This window comes from Actinomycetota bacterium, assembly GCA_040757835.1.
Taxonomy (GTDB): Bacteria; Actinomycetota; Geothermincolia; order Geothermincolales; family RBG-13-55-18; genus SURF-21.
This window is the reverse complement of sequence record JBFLWJ010000004.1, coordinates 148,612-175,098: the sequence shown is the minus strand read 5'-3', so window position 1 is coordinate 175,098 and position 26,487 is coordinate 148,612. Positions and strand designations below refer to the sequence as shown.

The window sequence follows — 26,487 nt, the reverse complement described above, 5'->3', positions numbered from 1 at the left end:
CGTCTTTCTTCCGCACAACCCACTCAGTATAGCAACACATATTGCCCTTGAACAGGGTTTCAGGTAAGGCGCCAGCACTAGAGCGGCGGAGCGCAAAAGCAGTCCCGCCCGTGCGCCGCCGTCCTGTCCCTAGGAGATGGGCGACCTCGCTATCTCGCTCAGGAACTCCGCGTTGTTCCTGGTGTTGCGTATCTTGTCTATGAGCAGCTCGATGGCCGCGCTGGGGTCGAGGGCGTGCAGTACCCTGCGGAGCTTCCAGACCACCTGCGCCTCCTCCGGCGACATGATCAGCTCCTCCTTGCGGGTACCCGACTTGTCGATCTCGATGGCCGGGAAGATGCGCTTGTCCGCCAGCTTGCGGTCGAGGTGCAGCTCCATGTTGCCGGTGCCTTTGAACTCCTCGAAGATCACCTCGTCCATGCGTGAGCCCGTCTCCACCAGGGCGGTGGCCATGATGGTCAGGCTGCCTCCGTCCTCGATGTTCCTCGCGGCGCCGAAGAAACGCTTGGGTGGATAGAGCGCGGTTGAATCGACCCCACCCGAAAGGATGCGCCCGCTGGTAGGCGTCGCCAGGTTATAGGCCCGGGCGAGCCTGGTGATACTGTCCAGCAGGATGACCACGTCGTGGTTGTGCTCGACCAGCCTCTTGGCCCTCTCCAGCACCAGCTCGGCCACCTGGATATGGTTGTCCGACGGTTGGTCGAAGGTCGAGCTGTTGACCTCGCCGTTCACCGAACGCTCCATATCCGTGACCTCCTCGGGGCGCTCGTCCACCAGGAGCACGATGAGCTTCACTTCGGGATTGTTATAGGTGATGCTGTTGGCGATCTGCTTGAGGATGGTTGTCTTGCCCGCCTTGGGGGGAGATACAATGAGTCCCCTCTGGCCTTTGCCGATGGGAGCGATGAGGTCGATGATGCGGGGGGCCGTCACCTCCTCCGGGGTCTCCAGGCGCAGCCGCTGCAGCGGGAAGAGCGGGGTAAGTTGCTCAAACTGCTTGCGGTCCCTGCATACCTCGGGGTTGTCGTCGTTCACCTTCTCTATGCGCAGCAGGGCGTTGTACTTCTCGCTGTCCTTGGGCGGCCGTACCTGTCCCATGATCTCGTCGCCGCGCTTGAGATGGAAGCGCCTTATCTGCGACAGGGAGACGTATATATCGTCCTCGCTGGGCAGGTAGCCGCGGGTGCGTAAAAAGCCGTAACCCTCGGGAAGGATGTCTAGTATGCCGGTGCGGATGAAGAGCCCCTCGTCCTCCACCTTGCGGTTGAGGATGTTCTCGATGAGCTCCTGCTTGCGTAGCCCGGTTATCCCGGTAAGCCCTATCTCCTTGGCTATTCCCTGCAGGTCGACCAGGAGCATGGATTCCAGGTTGTTCCGGTCAAGTGTCTTTTCCAAATTCTCACCTCCTCCCCTGCTTCCGTTTGCCGTATCCTCAAAGGTCCTTGATCTTTTCATAATCCTCCAGGAATCTCTTGATCCCTATGTCCGTCAGGGGATGGCGCGCCATCTTCAGCATGACGTCGTAAGGGATGGTGGCGATGTGGGCTCCGGCCAGCGCGGCTTCGGTCACGTGCATGGGATGGCGCAGGCTGGCCGCGATGACCTGGGTGGTGATGGAATGGAGGTCGAATATGTCCACGATCTCCCCTACCACGGCCATGCCCCTGTTGCCGATATCGTCCATACGGCCCACGAACGGGCTGACGTACGTGGCGCCGGCCGCCGCGGCCAGCAGGGCCTGGTTCGCGGAGAAGACCAGGGTCACGTTGGTCTCGATACCTTCCGCGGAAAGGACGCTCACCGCCGCCAGGCCTTCCGGGGTCATGGGTATCTTGACGTTGATGTTCGGCGCGATGGCCGCGAGCTCGCGTGCTTCCTTCAGCATGCCCCCTGAATCCATGCTCATCGCTTCCGCGCTGATAGGGCCGCTGACCATGCCGGCTATCTCCACCAGGCAGTCCCGCATGCAGCGCCCCTCCTTGGAGACCAGGGAGGGATTGGTGGTCACGCCGGCGAGTATGCCCCAGCCGTTGACCTCCCTTATCTGCTCGACGTTGGCGGTGTCAAGAAACAGTCTCATCGGTAACCTCCATGCGCGGGACTTCAGATAAGCTGAGCCGCCTCCTGGCCTACCCTCTCTTTTCTCGCCATCTCGTAGGCCGCGTTGATGATGTAGTCCACCACCTCGGAAACGGCGGCATCCAGGTTGACGCTCTCGACCGTCTTCACCCCCGTAACTTTCGCCAGGTGGATGATATAGTCCTGTATCTTCCTTATGTTCTCGAAATGCTCGACGTATCTCTGGAAGGGGCGCGTACCCTGCGTCTCTACCTCCCGGATGTAGAAGTGGCTGCGGTGCATCTTCTCGTCATCCACCGTCACCAGCAGGGGGATGATCAAGGCGTCGGGGAACTGTTCGGGCATGATGAACCCGGGTACGATATGTGCGCCCTCGATGATGATGTGCGTCCCTTCCTTGAGGGCGCGGTTGATGATGGCCCGCACGCCCACGAGAACGGACAGGCTCTGCTCGCGGAATCCCGCCACCACCGGGTCGACGTGGGCCGGCAAGGGATGTATGAGCGCCGACTCCGCGTCAAAGGAAGAGGTATGGATGGTGGGCATGAGTTCGCGGGAGAAGAAGGCGCGCATCACCTCCCGGATGGCGTCCGTGGACACTATGCGCACGATGCTCAGGCGCGTGGCCAGCATGGTCGCTATGGTAGATTTTCCCACTCCGGTGGAACCCCCCACCAGTATGACCATCGGCTTGTTCATGCTGCTGAAGGAGATATAGCGCCAGTAATTGACCGCGTAGTGTTCGCCTATCTTCTCGGTGAGGAAATTGTAGATCAGCTTGCGCAACTCGTTGGCCTGGATCTCCAGTTTGCCCTCGGAGATGAGGTGCTCCTCGATGTCCGAGGCCACGTAATACGCCCGCCCCGGGGCGAGGCCGGAAGCCATGATGGCGTTGGCCGTCAGTCCCTTGGAGAAGGGCACGCGGTGGTGTTCCTCGTCGAGGATGGTTATCCTTTTCTTATGTTTTCCCTCATCTGCCATGATCATCGCCCCATGACCCTGTCCCAGACGGTGGCGAAAAACTCCTCCATGGCCACTTCACCCGCGAGCGGCACCGGGAGGTTGTGGAAGAACACTAACTCTTTTCCACTGGCGCGAGCGAAACGCGCCACCACGTCGATCGCGGCCGCCTTCAGCTCCGTGAGCAGGATATCAGCTGCCGCCGCCCCCCGCAGTTCCTTCTCCAGGTACCTGCGGTCCGACAGGTGGCAGCTGCTCCCCACCACGACGCAGCCTTCCTCCTCCTCCATGTAGTCCCTCAGCAGGGGACCTGCTTCCTCCGGAGCGGTGGCGACAAGAAAAACTCGCTTGTCACGGACGGGTTTCAAAGGATGTGGCCTGAAAATCGTTTTCAAGACAACGATATCGTCATTTATCCTTTTTATCCTCTCGCTGAGCTCCTGGATTTTAAGGGGAGATGCGAACGGTCCTTCAGCCATTGTAATGATAACCCCATCGGAAATCAAGAGCCGGTAGGCGCCCAGAAATCCCAGCGCTTCCTCTATCTCCTGGGCGGCGCTGATCACGCACACGGCCGCGTCGGTGGCAACGGGCGGGATGCTCGATCCGCTTCCCTCCATGACCACCACCTCCGCCGCGAGCGCGTCCGCCACCCGCGCGGCATCGACGCAATTGGTCACGTAGGGCTCACCCGCCAGGCCTCCCCCGCAGCGTCGGGATCCCACGGTGAGTACCCCTGAGACCATGGCGTCCTCGTAGTGATCGGAAGCCGCATGCAGACCTTTCTCCAGCTCCGAGAGGAGGAAGTCCTCTCCGATATCCGGGTTCTCGACGACATACGGTTGCGGCGGTCCACCTCTTCCCATGGCCACGACCACCGGTCGCCTCCCCGTGCGTGCGAGCCACCGTGCCATCTCGGCGGAAACCGCCGTCTTACCGCAGCGCTTGCCCGTGCCGATGACGGCGCACGACGGCTTTGAGAGCACTTCTTCCCGCCGAGGCGGGCGGAACTCGAAGTCGGCGCCGCGGTACGTACAGCCGTACGCAAGTGCGGTGGCGGCCAGCCTCAGCCGCATCGCCGGACCCAGAACCGGCAGATCGCTCAAGTCCGCGACCAGGCGCGGTTGCAACCTCCGCAGCACGCCCGGCAGCTCCGCAACGGGATCGGCGGGGACGACGAGTTCCACCCCTGCCGCCGCCAGCTCCGAGACGTCCCGCAGCTTCTCCGTCCCCCCGAGGAAGTAGAGGGCCAGCGCCTGCAAGCCTTCCTCTTCCTCCAGGAAGTGCACGGAATCCACGATGGTCGCTGGATGATGCTCCCCATCGACTAGAAACAACGTCGGGATCATAACCATTCGTCCGTTCGGCACCGTTGCGCCGCCCTGCGGGCGGCCCAATCGCTTTCGCGTATCTACTATCGATTCGTACACGTGCCAGGCCTTGCGCTCGCTTCGCTCGCTCCAGGCACAGGCACCGTTGCGCCGCCCTGCGGGCGGCCCAATCGCTTTCTCGATGCATGCTCTCGAGCGCGGGTTACACCAACGTCACGTACTGTAGGCCTCACATCCTCGCACCACGCACGTAGGGTTATAAATCCGTACCGATTATCTCGCGCATGACACCGGAGAGGTCTCGCTGGGTCTCGCTCACTCCCACGCCGAACTGGGCTATGACGTCGCGCCCGCCGAAAGGATATTTACGGAAGACCTTCACCAGGTCCTCCCGTATCTCGATCACGTTGTAGCATGGTTTGGTGTGCCCGCGCAGGCGCAGGGAGGAGATGGTGCCGGCGTTGACCACGTACATATCCTCCAGCCTCCAGACATAGGGAACATGCTTGTGTCCGGTCAGCACCAGGTCCACCCCGGAATAAATCAGGAGTTCCAGGATGTCTCCGGCGTCGGTGACGATATTCCTCTCGCGACCGGTGCCGGGGACGGGGAGGAGATGGTGGTGCAGCGCGAAGATCTTGAAACCCTCTACGGAATGGAAGTTATTTACAATGCGCGAGTATTTCTCCCTGCCGATCTGGCCGGAATCGAGATCGGGTTCACTGGAATCGACGCCCATGATGAACACGCCCTCCATCTCCATGTCCTGGAAGAGGGGTCCGAACAGTTCCTGGAAATGCAGGTAACCCACGTTGCGGGAATCGTGGTTCCCGGGTATCACCAATACATGTTCGCAGTCCAGGCCGTCGAGGTAAGATTTTGCGGTCACGTATTCCTGGCGAAAACCTTCGTTGGTCAGATCGCCTGTGACCACCACGATATCCGGTTTCATCTCGTTGAGCTCGAGAATGGTCCGGTTCATGAGGTTTGCCACGAAATGGTAGGAGCCGATATGGAAATCGGAGATATGGGCGACCACCATGGGGGTCTTACTGAGCGGGTAGATCCTCTGCGGCATGATCTTTACTCTCCAACGGTTGATGTTCCGTGGCACTCAAACGGGGTTCGCATCCTGCTTTCGTGCGTTGTTCGATCTCTCATGAATAATATAACATACGCTTCGCCAGTTATGGCTTGGCCGATTTCTCAATGAGCAGGTCCAGCAACTGCCAGGCGGGGAACTCCAGGTAGCTCCCCCCGGCCATCCCTCTCTCGCTGAAAGCCTTCCCCCCATCGGCCACTGCGTGCGGGTAGTATATCGCGAAGGGGACCGGGTCCGGCACGTGGGTGCGCACCTCCAGGGGTGTGAAATGATCGGGCATGAGCAGGAAGGCGAAATCCTCGCCCGTACGCACCGTCTCGTCCAGGAAGGCCCCCACTATCATAGCGTCGAATCTCTCGAGCGCTTCCACCTTGGCATCCCAGTCGCCCGCATGGCCAGCTTCGTCCGATGCCTCGACGTGCACGTACACCAGGTCGGCGCGGCGCAGGCTGTCAAGGGCATAGCTCGCCTTTCCCCCGTAGTCGGTATCGTAATACCCGGTCGCCCCGGGGACCTCCACCACCTCCATGCCCGCCTGTATGCCCAATCCCTTGATAAGGTCGACCGCGGTGATGATCGCACCCTCGAGTCCGTACCTCTCTTTCAGGGTCGGCAGGGCGAGCAGCCTTCCCTGGCCCCATGGCCAGATCATGTTCGCGGGCTTCAATCCCCTTTCGGTCCTCCACAAGTTCACCTTGTGGCCTGTGAGCATGCGCCGCGAGACGCGCATCAGGGCGGCCAGCCTCTGCGCGTTGGGCCCCTGGGGCATGACCTCCTCGACCCTCCTTCCCACCACATCATGGGGCGGGACGCAGCGGTCCTCCAGGTATTTCAGTCCCTTGAGGACCAGGAGGTGGCGGTAGCCCACGCCGGGGTAGAAGGTGGTGTACGCGTCCTCCAGCTTCTCCGACAGCGAGGCGATGATCATCCTGGCTTCCTCGGTGGTGACATGGTCGGCGCAGTAGTCGAGGAGAAGGCCGTCACCCTCCGTCACCAGGTTGCAGCGGAAGGCCACGTCCTCCGGTCCCAGCGACACTCCCATGCTCAACGCCTCCAGGGGCCCCCGCCCCGTATAGTACTGGCGCGGATCGTAGCCCAGGATGGAGTAGTTGGCCACATCGCTTCCGGCGGCCATCCCCGCGGGGACGGTCACGGCCGTCCCGCCGATGCCCTCCCTGGCAATAAAGTCCATGTTTGGGGTGCGGGCCGCCTCCAGGGGTGTCAGGTCGCCGCGGGACTCCACGGCATAGTCAGCGGCCCCGTCCGGGACCAGGATCACGTATTTCATCCCCACCTCTCTTCGCTGACCGGGAAACCGCGTCCGCCTGGTTTAGAGGCCCAGTTTCTCCAGTATCGTATCCATGCTAGGAGGCACCGCCTGCGGCTCCTCCACACATCTTACCGCCAGATCGGGGTCTTTGAGGCCGTGGCCGGTAAGAACACACACCACCAGGGAGCCGCGGGGCAGCTCTCCGCGCCGGAATGCCTTGTAGAGGCCCGCCACCGAGGCCGCGGACGCCGGCTCCACGAAGACGCCCTCGTGATCGGCAAGCAGGCGATAGGCATCGAGGATCTCTTCATCGGTCACCATGTCTATCCTTCCCAGCGATTCCTCCGCCGCCCGCACCGCCCTCTCCCAGCTGGCGGGATTACCGATGCGGATTGCGGTGGCCAGGGTCTCGGGGCTCTCGACGACGTGTCCCCTCACGATGGGCGCCGCTCCTTCCGCCTGCCATCCCATCATCCGCGGCAGGGAGTCGACCTCGCCGGCCTCGTGGTACTCGCAGTAACCCTTCCAGTATGCGGTGATGTTGCCGGCGTTGCCCACGGGTATGAAATGGTAGTCGGGGGCCCGGCCCAGTGCATCGCAGATCTCGAAGGCCCCGGTCTTCTGGCCCTCGATACGGTACGGGTTCAGGGAGTTCACCAGGACGATGGGATGGTCCTCGCTTATCTTGCGCACCAGCTGCAGCGCCTGGTCGAAATTGCCCTCCACTGCGATCACTCTGGCGCCATGGATCAGGGCCTGTGCCAGCTTGCCCAGGGCGATGGCCTTGCTCGGTATGAGCACGACGCAGTCGATGCCGGCGCGGGCCGCGTAGGCGGCGGCCGAGGCGCTTGTGTTACCGGTGGAGGCGCAGATCACCGCCTTCGCGCCCTCCTCTACCGCCTTGGACAGGGCCATGGTCATGCCGCGGTCCTTGAAGGAACCTGTGGGGTTCAGACCTTCGTACTTCAGCAGCACCCTGGACCCCAGCTGCCCGCTGATATAAGGGGCCTCCACCAGGGGGGTGTTGCCCTCGAGAAGGGTCACCACGGGCGTGTTCTCATCCACCGGGAGGTACTCCCGGTAGGTCTCGATGACGCCCCTCCATGCCCTATCCAAATCCATCCTCCACCCTTCAGCTCTCTTCCACCGCGGGGTCCTCCACCCTGATCACGCTGACGATGCGGTTGACCGCCTCCGTCTCCTCCAGCCCATCGACCGTGGCTCGCAGGCTCTCCTCCCGCACGGCGTGGGTGATGAGGACGATGCGCGCTTCCCTTCCCGTGCCGTGCTGGATCACCGACTTGATGCTGACCCCGTTGTCGCCGAAGACGCCGGCGATCCTGGCCAACACCCCCGGCCGGTCCGGCACGTCGAAGATCATGAAGTAACGGCAGACCACGTCCGCCATATCCATGACCGGCTTCTCGGAGAAGCAGGTGCATCCCACCAGGTGCCCCCCCGAGAGCATGTTGCGGGCGATGGAGATGATGTCGCCGACCACGGCGCTGGCTGCCGGCAGCGACCCCGCTCCCTTGCCGTAGAACATGAGCTCGCCGACGGCGTCGCCGGAGACGAAGATAGCGTTGTTCTCGTCCCGCACCGTGGCCAGCGGGTGATCGGTCGGGATCATGGTGGGATGCACGCGCACGCTGATGCCCCGCGCGTCGTCTTTGGCCACGGCCAGCAGTTTGATGACGTAGCCCAGGTCCCTCCCGAAGGCGATGTCGTCTGGCGTGATGCCCTCGATGCCCTCGGCGTAGACGTCATCCAGGGTCACGCGCGAGTTGAAGGCCATGGAGGCCAGGATGGCCAGCTTGGCGGCGGCGTCCTTCCCCTGCACGTCGGCGCTGGGGTCCGCCTCGGCGTATCCCAGGGACTGGGCCCTGGAGATGGCCTGCTCGAAGGAGATCCCCTCCTCGCTCATGCGCGTCAGCACATAGTTGGTGGTGCCATTGACGATGCCCAGGACCTGGTCTATGCGGTTCCCGGCCAGGCTCTGTTTCAGCGGCAGAAGGATGGGGATCCCTCCCCCGACGCTGGCCTCGTAGGCGACGTCCACCCCAGCCCTTTCCGCCGCTTCCAGGATCTCTCCGCCATGGGTGCTCATCAGCTCCTTGTTGGCCGAGACCACGTGCTTACCGGAGCCTAAAGCCTCCAGGACGAAAGTGCGGGCGGGTTCGATCCCTCCCATGACCTCCACTACGATGTCCACCTCCGGGTCTTGGAGCACCTCCGAGGCGTTGGTGGTGAGCGTGTCCTCGTCCACCTCCACGTAACGCGGGTCCGCGAGGTCCTTAACCGCGACTTTCTTCATCCGTATCTCGCACCCCGTGCGCCTGGAGATGACCTCCGCGTTCTCCGCTAGGACGCGGATGACGCCCGAGCCCACGGTTCCGCAGCCGAGCTGCCCGACGGTGATGGTCTTTCTCTCCTCCGACATGTGCGCCTCCGACTCCCTTTTCACCGATTGATAACGATATTCTACCAGGAAGCAAGGTGGTTGGCGCTACGCAGCTCTACGAAACGCCGGCCCCGGTAAATCGGGTCTGCTACCCCGTTTGGGGATCCAGGGATCCAACCTCCATCATATGTAATGACGACTGGGGCCAGTATAAATGCTGGCCCACACCCTACGGGGAAAAGACGGAGCGGGAAAGGAAGACCAGCGGGTTACAGATCTGTACGTAAGTCCGGCTAGAGCAAGCTCCAGGCATAGTAACGGCTGGCAATAGAGGAGCCCGCCCGGGTGTCGCCTATATAAACCCATCCTGTCCGAGCACCGGGGTCGGTCGAAGCGCCTTCGTCTGCGCCGCCCCTTGCCCGGCGAGCAAGGTGCTCGGAGGAGCTTGCGACGACGACCAGCCTTGTCGCCGGGCTCGAAAAAGCACCTTAAGCGAAGACCCTTAACCCCAGGCTCGGGCACCACAATCAATGTTATAATCCAAGCTATGAAACCTAAGGAACCCGTACTTCAGGTAGCCCTCGATTTCCTGGACCTCGAGAGGGCCATCCAGGTCGCCGGGGAGGCAGTGGCTGGCGGCGTGGACTGGATCGAGGCCGGGACCCCGCTGATCAAGAGCGAGGGGCTCAACGCCGTGAGGGAACTGCGGCGCCACTTCCCCAACCAAGTCATCGTCGCGGACATGAAGACCATGGACGCGGGCAGGGCGGAGGTGGAAGCCGCCGCCAAGGCCGGCGCGAACATCATCGACGTACTGGGGGCGGCATCGGACGCCACCGTCAAGGAATGCGTGGAGGCGGCCAATAACTACGGCGCGGAGATCGTGGTGGACCTCATAGAGGTCGGCGACCCCGTTGACCGGGCGCGGGCCGCCGAGGCGGCCGGCGCGGATTATATCGCCGTACATACCGCCATCGACGTGCAGATGCGTGGTGGCGACCCCTTCGAGAGGTTGAAGGTGGTGGCCAACGCCGTAAACATCCCCATCGCCGTGGCCGGGGGTATCAACTCGGAGACGGCGGCGAAGGCGGTGGAGAGCGGCGCGGATATCGTCATCGTAGGCGGCGCCATCATCAAGAGCAAGGACGCCCGCAGGGCGGCGGAGGAGATAAAGCGGGCCATGCGCACAGGAGAAGCGGTGAGGACGGACCTCTATAAGCGGGTCGACCTGGAGAACGTCAGGGAGGTCCTGCTCCGCGTATCCACCCCCAACATCTCGGACGCCATGCACCGCTCCGGCGAACTCGAGGGCATCTTGCCCATAAGCCCGGGCTTGAAGATGGCGGGACCCGCGTTGACCGTACGCTCATACCCGGGCGACTGGGCCAAACCCGTGGAGGCAATCGACCTGGTGGAGGACGGGGACGTCATCGTCATCGACGCCGGCGGCATGGGCCCGGCACTGTGGGGCGAACTGGCCACCCACAGCGCCATCCAGAAGAAAGCGGCCGGGGTGGTCATAGACGGCGCCATCCGCGACACCGTGGATATCAGGGCCCTCGGTTTCCCCGCCTTCTCGCGCCTCATCACTCCCACCGCCGGGGAGCCCAAGGGCTTCGGCGAGATAAACGTCCCCGTCAAGGTGGGGGGAAGGCGCGTGTTCCCCGGCGACTGGATCGTCGGTGACGACGACGGAGTGGTGGTCATCCCCCGGGACAAGGTGGTGGAGGTGACCAACAGGGCCATGGGCGTGCTGGAGAACGAGAACCGCCTGCGTGGGGAGATAGAGGCCGGCTCGACCCTGTCCCAGGTAGCCTACCTGGAAAAGTGGGAGAAGAAAAAGTAAGGGGTCATTCCTTACGCCTGCGCCACTTGCTCAACCATTGACGCTTGGCCAGCTCCGCGGAGCTTTCCTCGTCCCGCTCCTCCCCGCCCGTATCCTCCCCGGGTTCCGGCGCCCTTGCAAGCGTCTCGTCGGTGAGTAAGGCCGCCCCCTCGTAATTGGGGACTTCCCAGATAAGGGCGGTGATCGGGCCTCCTGCTCCCTTGCGTTCGGCGATGGCCGAGAGGAACAGCGCGGCCTTGGCGGGATCGGACGCGCGGCGCAGGATAAGGGTCACGTCGCGCGGCCCTAAGACCCTGGACACGATGGGATCGCACAGCACCGCGATGTCCCCGGGCTGGATACGCGCCGCTTCCACCTCGATGCTCTCCGGGGGGGCGCCGGCAGTCGAGGATACGCCCTCGACGCCACCCTTGAAGACGGCGCGCGCCTCACCCTCATGGAAGATAAAGCACCCTCCGTTGCCACTGCGCGCGGCGAAGACCGCTTCGATATCGGCGATCATCACCACCAGGTCGAAGGCGATCTCCTGCCCGGGCCACTTCTCTGCGATGTTGCGGTTGATATGGTGGATGGTCCTCCGGAGCATGCGGCCATAATCCTGGACTTCGAGTCCGCGTCCCTTCTTCCTGAAGAACTCGCGCAGCAGCTCCACGGCGTACCGCCTGGCCTCCCCTTCTTCCAGGCCCGCGACCTCGGAGCAGACCCCCGCTGCGAAGATCAGCCCGGAGGGGGCACCGTCCTCCCTCAACTCCAGTACGAAGAAAGGGGCGTCCGAGGTATCCCTCCCGCCGCTGCGGGCGATGCCGACATTGGATCCTCCCTCTATAATGGCCTTTCACCTCCCAAAGCCGCCGTTGCCTCAGCCAGGCGCCCCTCCCGGTTGCTCATACCCAGACCCGCTCTCCGCGCACCAGGTCCTCGTAATCCTCCCGCTCGCGTACCACCTCGAAGCGGTCCCCGTCGACCATCACTTCGGCGGCGCGGCGCCGGGAGTTGTAGTTCGACGACATGGCGAACGCGTAGGCGCCCGCGCTCATCACCACCAGCAGCTCGCCTGGCTCGGCGCGGGGGAGCGCCCGCTCCTTAGCCAGGAAATCCCCGGACTCGCACACGGGACCGACTACGTCCACTATCTCATCACCGCGCTCGGTTTTCCACGCCGGAAGTATCTCGTGGTAGGAGCCGTATAGGCTGGGGCGGATGAGGTCGTTCATGGCCGCGTCCACCACCAGGAACCCCTTCTCGCCGGTGCTCTTGCGATAGAGCACGCGCGTCGCCAGGATGCCCGCGTTGCCGACGATCATGCGCCCTATCTCCAGTATGACCGCACAGCCGGACTCCCTGAGCACGGGCTCCAGGGCCTGCGCATAATCGCGCGGGTATGGCACCTCTTCCTGGCGATAAGGTATGCCGAATCCGCCCCCGATGTTAATATAGCGGATGTCCAGGCCGTTCGACTGCAGTCTCTTCACCAGCTCACCGATGATCGCAAGGCTCTCCCTGAAAGGTTCGACGCTGGTTATCTGGGAGCCGATATGCTGATGGACCCCCACGACCTCCACGTTGAGCAGCGAGGAGGCGCTCTCGTATACCGACAGCGCTTCCTCGATATCGATGCCGAACTTGGCCTCCTTGAGCCCGGTGGCGATATAGGGGTGGGTGTTCGCATCCACGTCGGGGTTCACCCGCAGCGCGATGCGCGCCTTCACGCCCATCTCTCCCGCGACCCTGTCGAGGGTGGACAGCTCCGAGGTGGACTCGACGTTGAACATCAGGATGCCGGAGCGCAGCGCATAGGCCATCTCCTCCTCGGTCTTGCCGATACCCGCGTATACGATCCTGTCGGCCGGAATGCCCACTTTGAGGGCGCGGAACAGTTCTCCGCCCGAGACGATATCCGCGCCCGCTCCCTCCGCGGCCAGGGTCGCCAGCACCGCGAGGTTTGAGTTCGCCTTGACCGAATAGCATATGGTAACGGCGAGGCCCGAGAAGGCCTCTTCCAGCCGGCGGTAGTGATCGCGCAGGGTACGCCGGCTGTAGACGTATAGCGGCGTTCCAACCTCCTCCGCGATGCGGCGAAGCGGCACGTCCTCACAGAAGAAATCGCCGTTCACATACTTGAATTCATGCATCGCCTTACCAGCACCCGCCCTTATTCCCCGATGACCGTGATGACGAGGGTCCGGGACCTGGGGACCTCGTCGAAATCGACGAAGACCACCTGCTGCCAGGTCCCCAACAGCAGCGCCCCCGCCTCGAAGGGCACCGCAAGGGAGGGTCCGAGCAGCCCCGCGCGTACGTGGGAATGGCCGTTGCTGTCCACCCCACGCCGGTTGTGATGGTAATCCCTCTCCACGGGGGCGATGAAGTCGAAGAGTTCACGGAAATCGTGGCAGACACCGGGCTCGTGCTCCAGGGTGGTGACGGCCCCGGTGGCACCAGGAACGAATACGTTGACTATCCCGTTTTCGAGGCCAGTGCTCTCGAGCATGCCGCGGACCTCCGAGGTGATCTCCACGATGTGGGCATCGCCCTTGGTCTCGAACTTTATCCGCCTGTGCATCACGGTCATGATCGTCTTCCTTTCTCCGCTATTCATTATAATCACAAGCGGGAGCAAGGTCGCATATTTTCCCGCATAATACGGGCGTTGGACATCTACTCCTGCCGGCGGCCCAGATAACGGGCGGACCATCGCCCTCAAGTCCCCGCGGCCAGGGCACGCAGCAGCCGCAGGTTCTCGCGGTCCTTGTCCGCAGACGCACCGGGAGTCTCAAGGACCCACGGCAGGTCGCGCAGGGCGGGATGGCCGGCCATGAGGGCGAAGGCCTCCATGCCCAGCTCCCCCTCGCCGATGTGCTGGTGGCGGTCGAGGCGCGAGCCGAGGCCCCCCTTGCTGTCGTTGGCGTGGACGAGTTCGAGGCGTTCGAGGCCAAGCTCGCGGTCCAGTTCGTCCAGGGTGTCCCGCAAACCCCGCGGGGTGCGCAGCTCGTACCCCGCCGCGAAGGCATGGCAGGTGTCGAGACATATACCGGGTCTCTCCTCAGACGGCAGGGCTTTCACTATCCGGCCCAGCTGGGAGAAGTAGTGGCCTACGCTGTGACCCGACCCCGCTGTCGTCTCCAGGAGCACACGGACTCCCTCCACGCAACGCGCATGCGCCGCATGCAGGGCACGCACGATCCTCTCTATCCCCGCTTCTTCACCCTCGCCACCATGGCTGCCGAGGTGGGTGACCACCGCGGCGGCCCCCAGAGCGGCCGCGGCCTGGATGTTCATGACCAGCATATCCAGGGATTTTTCCCAGATTTCGGGTGAGACGGCTGCCAGGTTGACCAGATAGGGAGTATGCACGAACACGGGCTCGATGCCCTCCTTCCGGCAGCGGGCCCGGAACTCGACGGCATCTCCGGGGGGGATATACGAGGGCTTCCATCCCCGGGGATTGGAGGCGAAGATCTGCATGGTATCGCAGCCGCGCTCCACCGCCCGCTCCACCGCCCTGGGCACGCCGCCCCCGATACCGACATGGAATCCCGCTCTCATAACATCATTGTAGGCCATGGCTCTCCCCCCTCACATGACCGCCGATGGGCTACCCGGGTTTTGCTCTTTTTCGCGCGCGAATACATAATGCTCCTAGGGGGTGGCCGAAAAGGAGGCAAAGGGATGAAGCCTTTCAAGATAACCGAGGGCGTATTCCAGGTAGGCGGACCGGAGATGTCCGCGCCCGAGGATTGCTGCTTTTTTCTCGTGGACGCGGGACGGCCCGTACTCATCGATACGGGCGCGGGAACGGCGCCGCGCAAGCTGCTGGCCAACCTCGATCACCTGGGCTACTCCCCCCGCGACATCAAACTGGTCATCCTGACCCACTGCCACATCGACCATGTGGGAGGGGCGCCGTTCCTGGTCGAGAAGTTCCGCCTGCCCCTGGCCATCCACGAACTCGACGCCCCCGCCCTGGAGGAGGGGGACAACCGCCGCACTGCCGCGACCTGGTACGGCGTGGACATGACCCCTACCAGGGCCAAGATACATCTCAAGGGGGAAAGCGGGAGCGTCGACGCGGGCGCATCGTCCCTGCAGTGGCTACATACGCCGGGCCACACCCCGGGCTCGATAGCTTTGCTCTTCGACAACGGCATGTACAAGGTCCTCTTCGGGCAGGACATCCACGGGCCTTTCTATGCCTCCTTCGGTTCCGACCTCGACGCCTGGGGCGAGTCGATGCACAAACTGTTGGCGCTGGAAGCGGACATATTGTGCGAGGGCCATTTCGGCATCTATAGGCCCGCCTCGGAGGTCAGGGACTATATCGAGGGTTACCTGCAGAACTACGGCAAACCCTGATCTCCTCCCGTCCGGCCACCCCGAAATCCGCCTCTGAGGGTAAATAAAACACAATATATGGGGCTTGCAGGATATTGGGACATGCATTAATATATCGAATTGATATATCGAAATGATATATCGAAGCGATACTTAAAGCGGCTTACACGCGACAGATTATATGCACGGGCCTGGAGGATGTAAAGTGCTGGAACTCGCTATCCTGGGAGCGCTCAAGGAAAAGCCCATGTACGGCTACGAGCTGAAGAAGCGCCTCTCCTACCTTCTCGGGCACCTCTGGAAGATAAGCTATGGTTCACTCTATCCGGCGCTTAAGAGGCTCGAGGCGAAGAAGGCGGTGGAACGCGCCTACACCGTCAAGGCCAAGACCCGCAACCGCTACGTGTACCGCATAACCCCGGAGGGAGAGGAGACCTTTCAGAGACTGCTGGTCGATACGCGCAAGAACTCCGAGATAACCGACGGCGACAAGTTCAGCATCAGGCTGGCCTTCTTCCAGTATATGGAACCAGAGATGAGGCTCTGGCTGCTGGAACGGCGGAAGAACTATCTCGAGGAGAGGCTGACCGAGCTGAGCGGGAGTGGAAAGGGACGCGACAAGGATTCAGACAGTTACCGCCAAGGCCTCTACCGCCACCGCCAGGAACTGCTGAAGAGCGATATAGTCTGGTTGCAGGAGATGATCGATCAGGAAAGACAGCACATCCAGGAGAACAAGGAGGCCCTTGCGGCCCCCGTTCAGGAGAATAAGGGGGGTGAGGACCTGGTCATAGAAGACGCTCCACTTAAGAACATGACGCCGATGCAGGCTTAGTCGATACGGTATTTACCCCACTTCGGGGGGGGAGGATATAGGGTTTACAGGAGGTCTTGAGATGCGGAATATACGAGTGGCCATAGTGGGAGTAGGCAATTGCTCTTCCTCTCTGGTTCAGGGTATAGAATATTACAAAGACGCCAAGGAAGGCGACCTGATACCGGGGCTCATGCATGTGGGCATAGGGCCTTACCACGTAAAGGACATCGACATCGTATGCGCCTTCGACGTGGACGCGAGCAAGGTCGGCAAGGACGTGAGCGAGGCCATAAACTGCGGCAAGAACAATACCATCAAGATCTGCGACGTCCCCTACCTGGACGCGCCGGTGTTCAGGGGACATACCCTGGACGGCATGGGAAAGTACTATCGCGCCACCATCGAGGAGGACACCTCCCAGCCGGTGAACGTGGCAGAGGTCCTTGCCCGGCACGGCGTGGACGTACTCGTCAACTACCTCCCCGTGGGCAGCGAGAACGCCACCCACTTCTATGTGGAAGAGGCGCTCAAGGCCGGCTGCGGTATCGTCAACTGCATCCCGGTCTTCGTGGCCAGGGAGGAAATCTGGCAGGGTAAGTTCCGCAAGTACGGCCTGCCCATCATCGGAGACGATATCAAGTCACAGGTGGGGGCGACCATTCTCCACCGCGTACTGGCCAAGCTCTTCAACGACCGCGGTGTGATGCTGGACCGCACTTCCCAGTTGAACATCGGCGGCAACATGGACTTCATGAACATGCTCGAGCGCGAGCGCCTGGAATCGAAGAAGATATCCAAGACCGATGCCGTCGTCTCGCAGCTGAACCACAGCATCGACAAGGATGACGTGCATATCGGCCCCAGCGATTACGTGGCCTGGCTCAATGACCGCAAGTGGGCCTATATCCGGCTCGAAGGCCGGGAATTCGGCGACGTCCCCATGTCCGTGGAGTTCAAGCTGGAGGTCTGGGACTCCCCCAACTCCGCCGGGATCGTCATCGACGCCATCCGCTGCTGCCGGCTGGCCATGGACCGCGGCATGTCAGGAGCCCTGCTGGGCCCCTCGGCATACTTCATGAAATCGCCGCCGGTGCAGTACTCGGACGACGTGGCCCGGCAGATGGTCGAGGACTTCATAGCCTCGGCGCCCGCGGGGATGTTGACCACTGCCGATTTCGGCAACGGCAAGGACCTGGAGAGTTCCGAGAAGCTTGCCCAGTCCCCCCCCAGCCACATGCGGGATTAGGCAAGCGGCAAGCGGCCCGCATGCCGCCCTGACACCGGGGACTTGATTTGAGTACGCATTGTGCTATATTTACGTAAGCATACGATTTACGTGCAATTTGTTCGGGAGACTCGGTTAAATGGACACGGGCCTGAAATCATCCATCATCTCCGAGGTCGCGGATCACCCAGTGGAAGTCAAGTGCTACTCCGGTTTCAAGGCCAACGAGAGACCCTCGAGCTTTACCCTCAGCGATCACGAGTACGCGGTCATGGACATCGAGGGGAGCTGGTTCGAGGAGGACGCCGCGAGCCGAGCGAGGAAGGTATGCTTCCGGGTCCGCGCAGACGACGGCGACCTCTATCTCCTCAGTTGCGACGAGAGGTCCGGGGACTGGGTACTGCGCCGTATCTGGAGGCTGGGGAGCTTTAGCTGACAGGCTTCTCTTTGACTATGAACGTGGCCATGGCTTTAGCTACCAGCCTGCCCTCCCCGTTGAATACGCTCGACTCCCCGACCGCCACCGATCTGCCCTTCTGGATGATCCGCGCCTCGCAGACGATATCCCCCCCGCGCACGGGAGCGATATAGTTTATCTTCATCTCCACGGTAGCGATGGCCTCGCGCTCGGGATCCACCAGGGTCGCCAGCGCCGCCGCCACGGCAGCGTCGGCAACGGACGCCAGCACGCCGCCGTGCACCACGCCCCCCGCGTTAAGGAAATGGGGCGAGGCGGTCATGGTGAAACGCGAGCTGCCTTCCCCCAGTCCCTCGAGGCGCATGCCGAGATGGGCGTAGTAGGTCGAGGGGTCATGGCGGGAGCGCATGATCTCGCGGTAGCGTGCCTCCCTGTCCTCTTCCTTCGGTCCGCCCCCTAGGCCGGGTCCAGCTGGAACCACTCCACCACCCTCCTCAGGCCGGTCTCGAGTTCCACTTCGGGCCTCCAGCCCAGGATGGTCATGGCCTTGTCAAGCCGGGGCCGGCGCCTCTGGGGGTCGTCCTCCGGCAGGGGCTGATAGGTGATGGTCGAGTCCGAGGCGGTGATGCCCTTGATCCTCTCCGCCAGCTCGAGTACGGTCATCTCCTCGTCATTTCCCAGGTTGATCACCTCTCCCACCGCCGCGTCGGTGACCAGTGCCCGGTAGATCCCCTCGACCAGGTCGTCGACATAGCAGAAACTGCGTGTCTGGCTCCCATCTCCGTACACGGTGAGGGGCTTGCCGGCCAGGGCCTGCAGTATGAAGTTGGGGACCACCCTGCCGTCCTCGCGGCGCATACGCGGACCGAAGGTGTTGAAGATGCGCAGGATCACCACCCGCAGGCCGTAGATACGGCGATAGGAAGAGGTAAGTGCCTCGGCGAAGCGTTTGGCTTCGTCGTAACAGGCGCGTGGACCTATGGGGTTGACGTTGCCGAAATAGCCCTCCTCCTGCGGGGTCTGCAGGGGATCGCCATAGACCTCAGAGGTGGAGGCCAGCAGAAAGCGCGCCCCGTTCTTGCGGGCCACCTCCAGCGCCTGGAAGGTGCCAAGGGAGTTGACCTGCATGGTCTCCACCGCCAGGCGGCTGTAATCGACGGGGCTGGCCGGGCTGGCCAGATGGGCCACCGCGTCCACCTCGAGGGTGATGGGCGAGGTGGCATCGGCCAGGACGAAACGGAACCTGGGATCGCCCTGGAGCTGCGCGATGTTACTCAGCGCGCCGGTGCACAGGTTGTCGAGGCAGATTACGTCATCACCCTGCGAGACCAGTCGTTCACAGAGGTGGGAGCCGATGAAACCAGCGCCTCCAGTCACCAGGACTTTCACCCGACCGTTCCTCCTTTTTCGGCCATCGGAGACACAATTATATCAACAGTATTATCGGCGTGACCACGGCTGCTCTTTCACTTTCCAGCCCGTCTGCCGGCTTGCTCTATTTCCTCTCCCACCATGACGCGCAGGCCGGTGTGGCGCATCCACGCCATGACCGTGGGGCGGTCCAGCACATCGACGGGGGCGTAGACCCCCGGATCCCAGGCCTTCGCGAACAGCTCGCGCGCGGCTGCGACCATTACCAGGCCGGAGATGCGGTAGTAATCCCCAACCACGCACAGCGTCCTCGCATCGGGCACCCCCTGCCTGGTCCCGCTACACGTAACCCGCAGGGCGGTGATGCTGGGACCAGCGCTGCGCCGGGCGAGGAGAGAGGCGGCGGCACTTAACGCCGCACCCCACAGCTCGGACTTCTCTCCCCATGCCAGACGCGCCAGCGAACCCAGGAGCAGCCCCGCCGTCCTGTTCCCCACTCCCGCCTTGAACCACGCCTCACGGGCCCTCGCGGCCGCACCGGTCGGGGCGACGGGCTCGGGGTGGGAAAGATGCGCGACCATCCGCGTGCCCACGGGAGACGGAAACTCCACCGCTTCCTCCCAGCTTCCCGCCCTCGCCTCGCGCATATTGCCCCCACAGCGGACGGGCGCCTTACCGGCGGATGAGCGTAGCAGGTGCTCGATGGTGGCCATCCCCAGGTGGGGACCCAACTCCAGAAACCATGCAAACGCTACACTATCAAGGTGGTCCAGGCGCGAAGCGGCGCGGCTCGCCAGCAGATCTGAGAGGCCGGGGGTCAGCCCGCAGCCGCAGAGCACCCTGATCCCCGCGCGCGCGGCCTCCAGCCCCATGGCCGCAACCTCTCGCAGCGCAGCGGGGTCGTCGCAGAGGGAGATGTAATCGCGGCCTGTCGCCATGGCTGCCTTCACGATGCGCTCTTCGTAGAGGTGAAACGGGCCCAGGCACCCCAGTACCAGGTCTGCTTCCTCCATCCTGCTCGCCAGGGAGTCCTCATCCCAGGCCTCGATATAGCGCATGCCCACCGGCAGATGGGCCAGGTCGGCCGCACGCTTGCAGAGAGCCTCGGCATTGCGGTCGGCAAGGTAGACGCGCTGGAGCTCCGGCAGGAAGCGCAGGTAGTAGAGGACCGCAGCCCCGGCCTTGCCTGCCGCCCCCAGGAGGAGGACTTTCACGGTCGGGCCTCAGAAAAGTTCCGCCTCATCGGCTTCCCTCCAGGCCATGCGCGGGTCAGAGTCGGGCGCGTCCTGGTTCAGGCCCCTCCATGCCAGGAAGACCAGGAGCACGGCCGCAAAGAGGACCGCTGATGGCACGACTGCGCGTGATCTGAATCCGGACATGGTCAGATTATAAACCATCGTCCGGTGCGGCCGGGAATCGAGACCTGACGCACGGGTGCCGGGCCTCGACGCCCGGAAGGATACCCGGCCCCGCCTACTCCGCCTTCGTCTCCGCCAGCTTCTTCTTCTCCTCTTCGACCAGCACCCGCCGCAATACCTTCCCCACCATGGTCTTGGGGAGTTCGGCGCGGAACTCCACCGCCGTCGGCACCTTGTACTTGGACATCTTGTCGCGGCAGAACTCGATGATCTCCTCCTCGGTCGCGGTCTCCCCCTGCTTCAACACGACGTAGGCCTTCACCGTCTCGCCGCGCCTGGGGTCCGGGACGCCCGCCACGGCCACGTCCTCCACTTTGGGATGCTCGAAGATGACCTCCTCCACGTCACGAGGGTAGATATTGTATCCCGAGGCGATGATCATGTCCTTCTTGCGGTCCACGATATAGAAGAACCCCGCGTCATCGACGCTGGCGATATCGCCGGTGTACAGCCAGCCCTCCCCGTCCATGACGTTCTCGGTCTCCTCGGGCATGTTCCAGTATCCCTTCATCACCTGTGGGCCCTTGACGGCCAGCTCTCCGATCTCGCCCGGGGGCAGTTCCTTCGTGCGGTCCTCGACATCGACTATCTTAACCTCGGTGTTGGGGACCGGCATGCCGATGCTTCCCGCCTTGCGTATCCCCTCCAGGGGGTTGGCATGGGTGACCGGGCTAGACTCCGACAGGCCGTAACCCTCCACCAGTTTGCCCCCGGTGAGCCGCTCGAACTCCTGCTGCACCTCCACCGGCAGCGGCGCGGCACCGGAGAGGCAGGCGCGGATGGAGGTCACGTCCATCTTCCCGCTCTGGACGTCGGGGTTGTTGATGAGGGCTATATACATGGCCGGGACTCCCGGGAAGAGCGTAGGCCGGTGCTTGACGATGGCCTTGAGCACCATATGCAGGTCACGCGGGTTGGGTATGAGCACCAGGGAAGAGCCGGAGAGGACACCGAAGTTCATGTCCACGGTCATACCGTAGGAGTGGAAAAACGGCAGGGTGCAGAGGATGACCTCCTTGCCCAGCTTGACGTCGGGGAACCACGCCAGGCACTGGTGAACGTTGGAGACCAGGTTGCGGTGGGTGAGCATGGCGCCCTTGGAGACGCCGGTGGTGCCCCCGGTGTACTGGAACACCGCCAGGTCCTCCGCCGGGTCGATCTCCACCGCGGGCCTCCGGGTCGATGCCTGCGCCATCATCTCCCTCAGTTCGTGCATCCCCTCCAGGCCATGTGACGACGCGTCCATGTCCACCTCGACGAAGGTCCCCTCCTTCTTCGCCTTGATGGGCTGTAGCAGGTTGAGTGGGAACTTGAGGTAATCCTTGACGTGGGTGACTATGAGGTGGTCGGGTTTCGCGCCCTCCAGTGCGGCCTTGACCATGGGCCACATCAGGTCGAGGATGAGCATGACCTTCGCGCCCGAGTCACGCAGCTGGTGTTCTATCTCGCGCGGGGAGTACAGCGGGTTGAACATCACCGCTACCGCGCCCAGCTTCACCGTGCCGTAGTAGGCGAAGACCAGCTGGGGGGTGTTGGGCATGTGCAGGGCGACGCGGTCGCCCTTTCGCACCCCCAGTTTCTCGAGCACGCTGGCGAAACGGTTGGCCATCTCGTCAAGCTGGGCGTAGGTGATCTTGTTGTTTATGAAGACCACGGCCACGTTGCCGGGATATTTCGCCGCAGACTGCTCCAACATCTGCCCCAGGCTGATGTCGGGCAGCTCCACTTCCTTCGGAACCCCGGCGGGATAGTTATCCAGCCAGATCTTTTCCATACTACTCCCTCCTTGGTTGCTTGCGGTTACGTAGACCCGGGCGCGGAGCCCCGGGGTCTTTGAACTCATGGCCGGGCGGGATGCGGCCGCTGGTCTACTTGGAGAGGAGGTCTTCCTCTACCTCCAGGCCTAGCTGCTTGACTGCCAGGCTGAAGTCGTGCGGGCTGGTCGAAGCCGAAACGGCCGTCTTGAAGTCCACCAGGCCATATCTGTACAGGTCCACCAGGGACTGGTCGAAGGTCTGCATGCCATAGAACTCGCCCTCCGCGATGATCTCCCGCATGACCGTGGTCGGCTCCTCGCCGATGAGCGCCTCGGCCATGCGCCCGGTCATCACGAAGACCTCCACCGCAGGGACGCGGCCGCTGTGGTCCTTGAGGGACAGCAGACGTTGGGAGATGACCCCCTTGAGCACGCTGGCCAGGGTCAGGCGTATCTGCTTCTGCTGTTGAGGCGGGAAGAAATCGATGATGCGGTTGACCGTCTCGGTGGTATCTATGGTGTGGAAGGTGGAGAGGACGAGGTGGCCGGTCATGGCCACGCTCATGGCCGCCGTTACCGTCTCCGGGTCCCTCATCTCCCCGATGAGGATGACGTCGGGGTCCTGGCGAGTGACGTATTTGAGTGCGTCTTCGTATCCGTCCGTGTCGGTACCGATCTCTCTCTGGTGCACGATGCTCTTCTTGTCCACGTGCAGCACCTCGATGGGGTCCTCGATGGTGATGATGTTCACCTGTTCGGTGGTGTTGATGTGGTCGATTATCGCCGCCAGGGTGGTGGTCTTGCCGGAACCCGCAGGGCCGGTCACCAGGATGAGGCCGCGCCTCTCCATGGCAAGACGGCGGAGCACGGGAGGCAGCCCCAATTCCTCGAAGGTCGGCACCGAGGTGGTCAGGACCCGCCGGATGGCGATGCCCACCGTTCCCCTCTGCTTGAAGATGTTGGCGCGGAACCTGCCCAGCCCCGCTATGCTGTAGGCGAAATCGACCTCGTTCTGCTCCGCGAACTTCTTCGCCTGCTTCTCGTTCATGAGGGCATAGGCCGCTTCCACGGTGTCCGTGGGTGAGAGGCGGGGGAAGTCCGGCTTGACCAGCTGTCCGTCAACTCGGAAATATGGAGGGCCGCCCGCCTTGATGTGCAGGTCCGAAGCCTGCTTGTCGACCATGTATTGCAGCAGATTCTGGACGTCCATAATCACCCTCCAGCAGCATTTCGTCGTTGGTCCACAGCACCACTACAGCACATTAAATATACCACAGAAGCCCTGTCGAAGCCGGTCAGAGCGCCCCCGGGCATAGTTGCGGCTTGTAACATCAGGAATCGGCCCGGGTGTCGCCTATACAAAAACCGCAGCCCGGGGACGCGCGGTGTTCGGGCGTCTCCCGTCTGCGCTGCCACTCGCCCGAGAACTACCAGGTCGGTCTCCGTGAGGCTTTGCGAGCGGGACCGTTACCTGGAGGCTCGGGCCGCATATGCGCTCAAGCCCGAGCACATGATGCCCCGGGCCAAACACAAAAACCGCAGCCCGGGGACGCGCGGTGTTCGGGCGTCTCCCGTCTGCGCTGCCACTCGCCCGAGAACTACCAGGTCGGTCGGAGCCTGCATCTGCTCTGCTGCCAGCCCAGGAACTACTGGGTCGGTCGGAGCAACCATACCGTGCATAGAAGTGGCTGATAGAGAGCCTGAACGGCCCGGGTGTCGCCTATACAAAAACCCCAGCCCGATCTCGACTGGGTTGCTTTGGGCGATCGTCTGCGCTGCCCCCAGCCCGGGGATGTGCGGTGTTCGGGCGGCTCCCATCTGCGCAACCACTTGCCCGAGAACTACCAGGTCGGTCTCCGTGAGGCTTTGCGAGCGGGACCGTTACCTGGAGGCTCGGGCCGTATATGCACTCAAGCCCGAACACATATTGCCTCGGGCGGGAAAAACTGCTCAGAGCGACCAATAGTCGGAGAGGGCTTCCCGGGTGGACTCCACGATCTCCATGCCCCTCCGGGACGAGGGATGTATGGTCTCGCTGTCGATGTCCTCGTCGACACGTATATCCACGCCCGCCATGACCGCGATGGTGTCGGTGATGGATATGGCGATGCCCACGAGGTTGTATCCGCCCTCGAGCGCCGCCATCATCTTGCCGCCGCAGGACTCCTCGGCCAGTTCCTTGAGGCGTATGGCCATCTCCGCGTAAGAGCTTCCGCGCAGCAGCATTGAACAGAGCAGGTCGCTGAAGTGGCCGTCGTAACCGGCGGAGATGAGCACCAGCTCCGGCTGGTAAGCGCGGGCGATGGGCAAGATCACCTGGTCGAAAGCCGCCAGGTAGATCTCCTCCCCGCTGCGCGCCGGCAGGGGGAAATTGACCGTGTAGCCCTCGCCGGCGCCGATCCCCACCTCGCCGGTACTCCCGGTGCCGGGATAATGGGGATACTGGTGAAGCGAGACGTAGAGGACCTTGTCGTCATCGTAGAAGATGTCCTGCAGGCCATTGCCGTGATGGGCGTCCCAGTCGAGGATGAACACCCTCGATACGCCGAACTCCTGTATGGCGAACCTGGCCGCGATGGCGTTGTTGTTGAAGATGCAGAACCCCATGCCGCGCTCCGCGGTGGCGTGATGGCCCGGCGGACGCACCAGGCAGAAGGCGTTGTCGATGTCGCCCGAGAAGATCCGTTCCATCCCCTCCAGCACCGCGCCTGCCGACTTGAGCGCGGCGTCGTAGGAACGTGCGCCGACGTGGGTATCGGGATCCAGCCAACCGCCCCCGGACTCGGCCACCCTCTTCACCTTCTCGATGTGGCTCTTGGGATGCACCAGCCCTATCTCCTCGACGCTGGCGTCGCGGGGGGAGATGATGCGGACCTGTTCCGTAAGCCCTACCCCCTCGAGCATCTGCATGGTCGTCTGCAGCCGCTCGGGACGCTCGGGATGGCCATAGCCGGTATCGTGCTCCATGTAGATGGGATCGTAGAAAACGGCGGTAGTGCTCATGTCGGACCCCCGGTGGCCGCTGGCGGCCTGTCTGAGGCTTGTCGCCTCAAGCCTCCGTTCAGTAGTTTATACGGACCGCGCCGCAGAAATCTCTGCGCACTCCCAGGTTGGCGATGCGCACCACGTCCCCGGTCTGGGGAGCGTGGATATACTGACCGCCGCCGATGTACATGCCTACGTGCCCGTAACCGTGGAAGAAGACCAGGTCGCCCTGCTGCAGGTCCGCGTACGAGACCGGGGTCCCGCAGCGCGCCTGCATGTACGAACTGTGCGGCAGGCTGACCCCCACCTGGGCGTAACAGTACATGACCAGCCCCGAGCAGTCGAAGACGTTCGGCCCCGAGCCCGCGTACTGGTAAGGCTTCCCCAGCTGCGCGTAGGCCACCTGCACCACGGCCGAGGCGTACGGCGGCGGGGGAGGAGGGGGAGTACGGGGGGTGGTCACCCGGTTCTGCCTGGGGGTGGCGACGGCCTGGTTCGCCTCCTGGGCGATGAGGGCGTTTACCTCGGCCTCGACCCCGCTCATCACGCTCTGCCTGCGCGCCAGGTCGGCCTCGATCTGGTTCTTCTGGGCGGCCAGTTGAGATACCGCCGCGTCCAGTTCGGCCTTCTCGGCCTCTATCCCGGCCTTGGCGGCCTCGATCTCCTCGCGCGAGGCCAGCACCGAAGCGATGATATCCACGTCGCCGCCGCCGATGCGCTGGGCGCGGTCGAGGTTGGTGTACAGATCGTCGACGCTCTTGCACTCGGTGATGACCTCTAATATGTCCGCGTTGCCGGACTTGTAGATCTCCCGCAGGCGATCCCCCAGGATGTCCTTTCTCTGCTCCAGCTCGGCGTTGAGCTCGGCCAGTTGCTGCTCCTTGGCGGCGATGCGGTCCCGGGCCTGCTCCACCCGGAGGCTGGTCAGGTTGTACTGCTCCGTCACCGCCTCCAGCTGGGCGTCTATCCTCTGGACCTCGCTCTTTATCCTGTCCAGTTCGCTCTTCTTGTCCTGCACGGGATCGGCATACACCGACCCGCTCATCATGAGCAGCATCGCGATGAGCATGGCGCTCAACGCCGCCGCTACCGTCTTCCTGGCCATAACCGCCTCCATATATGGTCCCCGGGCCCGGGCCAAGTCCCCGGCCCACACCGGGAAACTATCCTCATAAC

General features: G+C 63.0%; 24 protein-coding genes. 5 read left to right on the top strand and 19 right to left on the bottom strand.

Features of this window, described 5'->3' with window-relative positions; all coding sequences use genetic code 11:
* Positions 1-129 precede the first annotated feature (129 nt).
* The 8 genes from rho to AB1384_06185 all read right to left on the bottom strand — a co-directional run bounded on the left by rho (position 130) and on the right by AB1384_06185 (position 9,182).
* Positions 130-1,359 (bottom strand): transcription termination factor Rho, encoded by a 1,230-nt coding sequence (gene rho, locus AB1384_06220; protein MEW6553862.1) that lies wholly within the window; start codon positions 1,357-1,359, stop codon positions 130-132.
* A 73-nt stretch (positions 1,360-1,432) separates the two neighbouring features.
* Positions 1,433-2,080: a fructose-6-phosphate aldolase gene (gene fsa / locus AB1384_06215; GenBank protein ID MEW6553861.1), complete on the bottom strand. Its 648-nt coding sequence runs from the start codon at positions 2,078-2,080 to the stop codon at positions 1,433-1,435.
* Between the two features lie 23 nt (positions 2,081-2,103).
* Positions 2,104-3,060 (bottom strand): zeta toxin family protein, encoded by a 957-nt coding sequence (locus AB1384_06210; protein MEW6553860.1) that lies wholly within the window; start codon positions 3,058-3,060, stop codon positions 2,104-2,106.
* Between the two features lie 2 nt (positions 3,061-3,062).
* Positions 3,063-4,376 carry a 2,3-diphosphoglycerate synthetase gene (locus AB1384_06205; protein ID MEW6553859.1) on the bottom strand — a complete coding sequence of 438 codons (1,314 nt, stop codon included), beginning with the start codon at positions 4,374-4,376 and terminating at the stop codon, positions 3,063-3,065.
* Positions 4,377-4,626: 250 nt separating this feature from the next.
* Positions 4,627-5,448: a metallophosphoesterase family protein gene (locus AB1384_06200; protein ID MEW6553858.1), complete on the bottom strand. Its 822-nt coding sequence runs from the start codon at positions 5,446-5,448 to the stop codon at positions 4,627-4,629.
* 109 nt (positions 5,449-5,557) lie between these two features.
* On the bottom strand, positions 5,558-6,760 hold the full coding sequence (locus AB1384_06195) for a cofactor-independent phosphoglycerate mutase (protein ID MEW6553857.1): 1,203 nt from the start codon (positions 6,758-6,760) through the stop codon (positions 5,558-5,560).
* A 42-nt stretch (positions 6,761-6,802) separates the two neighbouring features.
* Positions 6,803-7,864, bottom strand: coding sequence for a threonine synthase (gene thrC, locus AB1384_06190; protein MEW6553856.1), 1,062 nt, complete (start codon positions 7,862-7,864; stop codon positions 6,803-6,805).
* Between the two features lie 10 nt (positions 7,865-7,874).
* Positions 7,875-9,182: a homoserine dehydrogenase gene (locus tag AB1384_06185; protein ID MEW6553855.1), complete on the bottom strand. Its 1,308-nt coding sequence runs from the start codon at positions 9,180-9,182 to the stop codon at positions 7,875-7,877.
* Between the two features lie 508 nt (positions 9,183-9,690).
* Here AB1384_06185 and hxlA point away from each other — a divergent pair.
* Positions 9,691-10,989, top strand: coding sequence for a 3-hexulose-6-phosphate synthase (gene hxlA / locus AB1384_06180; protein MEW6553854.1), 1,299 nt, complete (start codon positions 9,691-9,693; stop codon positions 10,987-10,989).
* Positions 10,990-10,993: 4 nt separating this feature from the next.
* Here the strand turns inward: hxlA and AB1384_06175 are convergent, their stop codons facing one another.
* The 4 genes from AB1384_06175 to AB1384_06160 all read right to left on the bottom strand — a co-directional run bounded on the left by AB1384_06175 (position 10,994) and on the right by AB1384_06160 (position 14,553).
* Positions 10,994-11,737: a hypothetical protein gene (locus AB1384_06175; GenBank protein ID MEW6553853.1), complete on the bottom strand. Its 744-nt coding sequence runs from the start codon at positions 11,735-11,737 to the stop codon at positions 10,994-10,996.
* Positions 11,738-11,873: 136 nt separating this feature from the next.
* Entirely contained in the window at positions 11,874-13,121 is a 1,248-nt protein-coding gene (gene lysA / locus AB1384_06170; protein MEW6553852.1) for a diaminopimelate decarboxylase, read from the bottom strand.
* 20 nt (positions 13,122-13,141) lie between these two features.
* Entirely contained in the window at positions 13,142-13,561 is a 420-nt protein-coding gene (locus tag AB1384_06165; GenBank protein ID MEW6553851.1) for a secondary thiamine-phosphate synthase enzyme YjbQ, read from the bottom strand.
* A gap of 128 nt (positions 13,562-13,689) precedes the next feature.
* The gene (locus AB1384_06160) at positions 13,690-14,553 is read right to left on the bottom strand and encodes a deoxyribonuclease IV (GenBank protein MEW6553850.1); all 864 of its coding nucleotides are present in this window, start codon (positions 14,551-14,553) and stop codon (positions 13,690-13,692) included.
* A 105-nt stretch (positions 14,554-14,658) separates the two neighbouring features.
* On the opposite strand from AB1384_06160, the gene AB1384_06155 reads away from it, so the two are divergent.
* From AB1384_06155 to AB1384_06140, 4 genes are all read left to right on the top strand, one after another.
* The gene (locus AB1384_06155; GenBank protein MEW6553849.1) at positions 14,659-15,342 is read left to right on the top strand and encodes an MBL fold metallo-hydrolase; all 684 of its coding nucleotides are present in this window, start codon (positions 14,659-14,661) and stop codon (positions 15,340-15,342) included.
* 184 nt (positions 15,343-15,526) lie between these two features.
* Positions 15,527-16,156, top strand: coding sequence for a PadR family transcriptional regulator (locus tag AB1384_06150; GenBank protein MEW6553848.1), 630 nt, complete (start codon positions 15,527-15,529; stop codon positions 16,154-16,156).
* Between the two features lie 61 nt (positions 16,157-16,217).
* Complete coding sequence (locus tag AB1384_06145; protein MEW6553847.1) at positions 16,218-17,384, top strand: inositol-3-phosphate synthase; 1,167 nt, start codon at positions 16,218-16,220, stop codon at positions 17,382-17,384.
* Positions 17,385-17,502: 118 nt separating this feature from the next.
* Positions 17,503-17,799, top strand: a complete 297-nt coding sequence (locus AB1384_06140; protein MEW6553846.1) for a DUF6504 family protein — start codon at positions 17,503-17,505, stop codon at positions 17,797-17,799.
* Here AB1384_06140 and AB1384_06135 read toward each other — a convergent pair.
* The 7 genes from AB1384_06135 to AB1384_06105 all read right to left on the bottom strand — a co-directional run bounded on the left by AB1384_06135 (position 17,792) and on the right by AB1384_06105 (position 26,416).
* Complete coding sequence (locus AB1384_06135) at positions 17,792-18,262, bottom strand: PaaI family thioesterase (GenBank protein ID MEW6553845.1); 471 nt, start codon at positions 18,260-18,262, stop codon at positions 17,792-17,794. The two genes, AB1384_06140 and AB1384_06135, sit on opposite strands and share 8 nt — an antisense overlap.
* Positions 18,238-19,170: a UDP-glucuronic acid decarboxylase family protein gene (locus AB1384_06130; GenBank protein ID MEW6553844.1), complete on the bottom strand. Its 933-nt coding sequence runs from the start codon at positions 19,168-19,170 to the stop codon at positions 18,238-18,240. The genes AB1384_06135 and AB1384_06130 overlap by 25 nt, the downstream gene beginning before the upstream one ends.
* Before the next feature lie 77 nt (positions 19,171-19,247).
* Positions 19,248-20,366, bottom strand: a complete 1,119-nt coding sequence (locus AB1384_06125; GenBank protein MEW6553843.1) for a saccharopine dehydrogenase NADP-binding domain-containing protein — start codon at positions 20,364-20,366, stop codon at positions 19,248-19,250.
* 259 nt (positions 20,367-20,625) lie between these two features.
* On the bottom strand, positions 20,626-22,344 hold the full coding sequence (locus tag AB1384_06120) for a long-chain fatty acid--CoA ligase (GenBank protein MEW6553842.1): 1,719 nt from the start codon (positions 22,342-22,344) through the stop codon (positions 20,626-20,628).
* A gap of 94 nt (positions 22,345-22,438) precedes the next feature.
* A complete protein-coding gene (locus AB1384_06115) occupies positions 22,439-23,536 on the bottom strand; it encodes a type IV pilus twitching motility protein PilT (protein ID MEW6553841.1) in 1,098 nt (365 codons plus the stop codon).
* Positions 23,537-24,276: 740 nt separating this feature from the next.
* Positions 24,277-25,329 (bottom strand): histone deacetylase, encoded by a 1,053-nt coding sequence (locus AB1384_06110; GenBank protein MEW6553840.1) that lies wholly within the window; start codon positions 25,327-25,329, stop codon positions 24,277-24,279.
* Between the two features lie 58 nt (positions 25,330-25,387).
* Complete coding sequence (locus AB1384_06105; GenBank protein MEW6553839.1) at positions 25,388-26,416, bottom strand: NlpC/P60 family protein; 1,029 nt, start codon at positions 26,414-26,416, stop codon at positions 25,388-25,390.
* Positions 26,417-26,487 lie beyond the last annotated feature (71 nt).

Bases quoted from the DNA above. Each gene is read 5' to 3' on its own strand.
- AB1384_06165 (MEW6553851.1), bottom strand. From the start codon at position 13,561: ATGACCGTGATGCACAGGCGGATAAAGTTCGAGACCAAGGGCGATGCC.
- AB1384_06210 (MEW6553860.1), bottom strand. From the start codon at position 3,060: ATGGCAGATGAGGGAAAACATAAGAAAAGGATAACCATCCTCGACGAG.
- thrC (MEW6553856.1), bottom strand. From the start codon at position 7,864: ATGGATTTGGATAGGGCATGGAGGGGCGTCATCGAGACCTACCGGGAG.
- AB1384_06145 (MEW6553847.1), top strand. From the start codon at position 16,218: ATGCGGAATATACGAGTGGCCATAGTGGGAGTAGGCAATTGCTCTTCC.
- lysA (MEW6553852.1), bottom strand. From the start codon at position 13,121: ATGCATGAATTCAAGTATGTGAACGGCGATTTCTTCTGTGAGGACGTG.
- AB1384_06105 (MEW6553839.1), bottom strand. From the start codon at position 26,416: ATGGCCAGGAAGACGGTAGCGGCGGCGTTGAGCGCCATGCTCATCGCG.
- rho (MEW6553862.1), bottom strand. From the start codon at position 1,359: ATGCTCCTGGTCGACCTGCAGGGAATAGCCAAGGAGATAGGGCTTACC.
- fsa (MEW6553861.1), bottom strand. From the start codon at position 2,080: ATGAGACTGTTTCTTGACACCGCCAACGTCGAGCAGATAAGGGAGGTC.
- AB1384_06155 (MEW6553849.1), top strand. From the start codon at position 14,659: ATGAAGCCTTTCAAGATAACCGAGGGCGTATTCCAGGTAGGCGGACCG.
- AB1384_06185 (MEW6553855.1), bottom strand. From the start codon at position 9,182: ATGTCGGAGGAGAGAAAGACCATCACCGTCGGGCAGCTCGGCTGCGGA.
- AB1384_06110 (MEW6553840.1), bottom strand. From the start codon at position 25,329: ATGAGCACTACCGCCGTTTTCTACGATCCCATCTACATGGAGCACGAT.
- AB1384_06115 (MEW6553841.1), bottom strand. From the start codon at position 23,536: ATGGACGTCCAGAATCTGCTGCAATACATGGTCGACAAGCAGGCTTCG.
- AB1384_06160 (MEW6553850.1), bottom strand. From the start codon at position 14,553: ATGGCCTACAATGATGTTATGAGAGCGGGATTCCATGTCGGTATCGGG.
- AB1384_06120 (MEW6553842.1), bottom strand. From the start codon at position 22,344: ATGGAAAAGATCTGGCTGGATAACTATCCCGCCGGGGTTCCGAAGGAA.
- AB1384_06195 (MEW6553857.1), bottom strand. From the start codon at position 6,760: ATGAAATACGTGATCCTGGTCCCGGACGGGGCCGCTGACTATGCCGTG.
- hxlA (MEW6553854.1), top strand. From the start codon at position 9,691: ATGAAACCTAAGGAACCCGTACTTCAGGTAGCCCTCGATTTCCTGGAC.
- AB1384_06200 (MEW6553858.1), bottom strand. From the start codon at position 5,448: ATGCCGCAGAGGATCTACCCGCTCAGTAAGACCCCCATGGTGGTCGCC.
- AB1384_06140 (MEW6553846.1), top strand. From the start codon at position 17,503: ATGGACACGGGCCTGAAATCATCCATCATCTCCGAGGTCGCGGATCAC.